Source organism: Roseisolibacter sp. H3M3-2, from assembly GCF_029211165.1.
In the GTDB taxonomy this organism is placed as follows: domain Bacteria; phylum Gemmatimonadota; class Gemmatimonadetes; order Gemmatimonadales; family Gemmatimonadaceae; genus Roseisolibacter.
Genome location: NZ_JARGEK010000541.1, coordinates 1 through 2,461 on the forward strand (window position 1 = coordinate 1; position 2,461 = coordinate 2,461).

Here is a 2,461-nt window from a genome sequence, read left to right on the forward strand (position 1 = left end):
CCGCGGACCCCGACGTGGCCGAGGCGCTCGCCGGGCTCGCCGCCCTCGTCGCGGTGCGCGACGACGCGCGCGCGACGACGGCCGACGCGGCCGACGAGCCGTCGGCGTCGGAGGGGCTGCTGGTGCGCGTGACCATCGCGCCCGTCGCCGCGCTCCCCGCGGTGCGCGCCTTCATGGTCCTGCAGCGCCTCGGCGCGCTCGGCGCGCTGCACGACGTGCGCCCGGCGGACCCGATGCAGGACGCGCGGTTCGACGGCACCCTCGCGTTCCGCATCGTCCCGTCGTCGCCCGCGACCGACGCCGACGCGGTGGCCGCCGCCGTGCGCGCCGCCGGCGAGATCGCCGACGTGCGCGTCGAGTCGGTGGCGGAGACGTCGCCCGCACCATCGACGCCCGAGCCGGCGTCGCCGGCCGCCGTCCCGGCCGCCGGTCGGCAGGTGCGCATCGACGCCGCCCGGCTCGACGCGCTGCTCGACTTGGCCGCCGAGCTGGTGCCGGCGCGCGGACGCGTCGCCGCCGCCGCCGCGCGCGGGGCCGACGCGCTGCTCGCCGGCGCCGTCGCCGACGCGGGGCGCCTGATCGGCGCGCTGCACGAGCAGGTGCTGGAGAGCCGCCTCGTCCCGGTGGGCGAGGTGTTCGAGCGGATGCCCCGTCTGGTGCGCGACGCCGCCCGCGCCACCGGGAAGCGCATCGAGCTCACGACCGAGGGGGGCGACGTCGCGGTGGACCGCGCGGTGCTCGACGCGCTCGCCGACCCGCTGGGGCACCTGCTGCGCAACGCGGTCGACCACGGGATCGAGGCGGCGGACGCGCGCCGCGCCGCCGGGAAGCCCGAGGCCGGGCGCGTGACGCTGCGGGCCGTCCGCGCGCGCGACGCGGTCGAGGTGGCGGTCGTCGACGATGGGCGGGGGGTCGACGCCGCGCGCGTGCTGGAGCGCGCGCGCGCGCGCGGCCTCGTGGGGGCGGACGTGACGGCGCTCGACGACGCGCGCCTGCTCGCCGTGCTCGCGAACCCCGGCTTCTCCACCGCCGAGCGGGTGACCGCGGTCTCGGGGCGCGGCGTCGGGATGGACGCCGTCCTCGCCCGCGTGCGCGCGGTCGGCGGCACGCTCGCGCTGCACACCGCGGCGGGGGAGGGGACGACGTGGACCCTCCGCCTCCCGCTGACGCTCGCCGTCACCCGCGCGCTGCTGGCCGACGCGGGCGACGGCGCCACCTACGCCCTCCCGCTGGCCCACGTGCGCGAGACGCTCGACCTCCCCCCCGAGCCCGAGTCCGACGCGGACGGCCGCCCCGCGCTGCGCGTGCGCGACCGGCTCCCGGTCGTCGGGCTGCTCGGCGCGGCCGTCGGCGGGGCGCCGGAGCGCTCGCCGCTCCGCGGCTGCCGCGAGGCCGCGGTGGTGGAGGTCGCGGGGCGCCGCGTGGCGCTCGCCGTCCCCGCGTTCGGCGGGCAGCCCGACCTCGTGGTCAAGCGCCTCCCCGACGTGCGCGGGGCGCTCAGGATCTTCGGCGGCGCGACGATACTCGACACCGGGGCCGTGGCGCTCATCGTCGACGTGCCCGCCCTCCTCTCCCGGCTCTCCCCCTGACGCTGCCATGACGACCACCGCCCTCGACGACCTCCAGTCGCTCACCGCGCTGCAGCTCGACGCCCTGCGCGAGGTGGCCAACATGGGCGCCGGCCACGCGGCGACCGCGCTCTCGCAGATGACGGGCGCCACGATCATGATCAGCGTCCCCGAGATCCAGGTCGCGCGGCTCGAGGAGCTGCCGCCGGAGCTCGGCCCCGCCGAGCAGCCGGTGGCGGGCGTGCTGATGGACATGCTCGGCGACCTCACCGGGCGCACGCTGCTCGTCTTCCCGAAGCACACGGTCATGCGCATGGCGGAGCTGATGCTGCGCCGCCCGCACGGCTCGTCGGTCGCGCTCGGGGAGCTGGAGCGCTCGGCGATCAAGGAGGCCGGCAACATCCTGAGCGGCGCGTACATGAACGCGCTCAGCGACTTCATGGGGATGGTGCTGCTCCCGTCGCCGCCGACGCTCGCCGTCGACACGTCGCACGCGGTGCTGTCGCGCCGGTTCCTGCGCATCTCCGAGGACGTGGAGCGCGTGTTCGTCGTGGAGACGGAGTTCATGATGCAGGAGGTCGGCGAGCGGCTGCGCGGCTTCTTCCTCCTCCTCCCCGACCCGGCGTCGCTGCAGGCGATCCTGCGCACGATCCGGCTGGCCTGAGCGGCCGGCCGGCTCCGATGGGCGCGCAGGCGGCCGCCGCGCTCGCGCCGGACCCGCTGGCCGCCCTCGCGCGGCGCACGGACCCGGCGGACCCGGGCGCGCAGAACAACCTCGGGGTCCTGCTGCACAGGCGCGGGCGCCCCGAGGCCGCGCTGCACGCGTTCGCGCGCGCGCTCGCGCTCAAGTCGGATCGTAGCCATGTCGTTCTGTGAGCCAAGGAGTTGTGACC

The 2,461-nt window shown here is 77.7% G+C and carries 3 protein-coding genes; all 3 read left to right on the top strand.

The window, feature by feature from the left end:
- A partial coding sequence (locus PYV61_RS24200; RefSeq protein ID WP_275836440.1) for an ATP-binding protein occupies positions 1-1,589 on the top strand: 1,589 nt, incomplete at its 5' end.
- Between the two features lie 7 nt (positions 1,590-1,596).
- The gene (locus PYV61_RS24205) at positions 1,597-2,232 is read left to right on the top strand and encodes a chemotaxis protein CheC (protein ID WP_275836441.1); all 636 of its coding nucleotides are present in this window, start codon (positions 1,597-1,599) and stop codon (positions 2,230-2,232) included.
- A 17-nt stretch (positions 2,233-2,249) separates the two neighbouring features.
- Positions 2,250-2,444, top strand: coding sequence for a tetratricopeptide repeat protein (locus PYV61_RS24210; RefSeq protein ID WP_275836442.1), 195 nt, complete (start codon positions 2,250-2,252; stop codon positions 2,442-2,444).
- Positions 2,445-2,461: the final 17 nt, after the last annotated feature.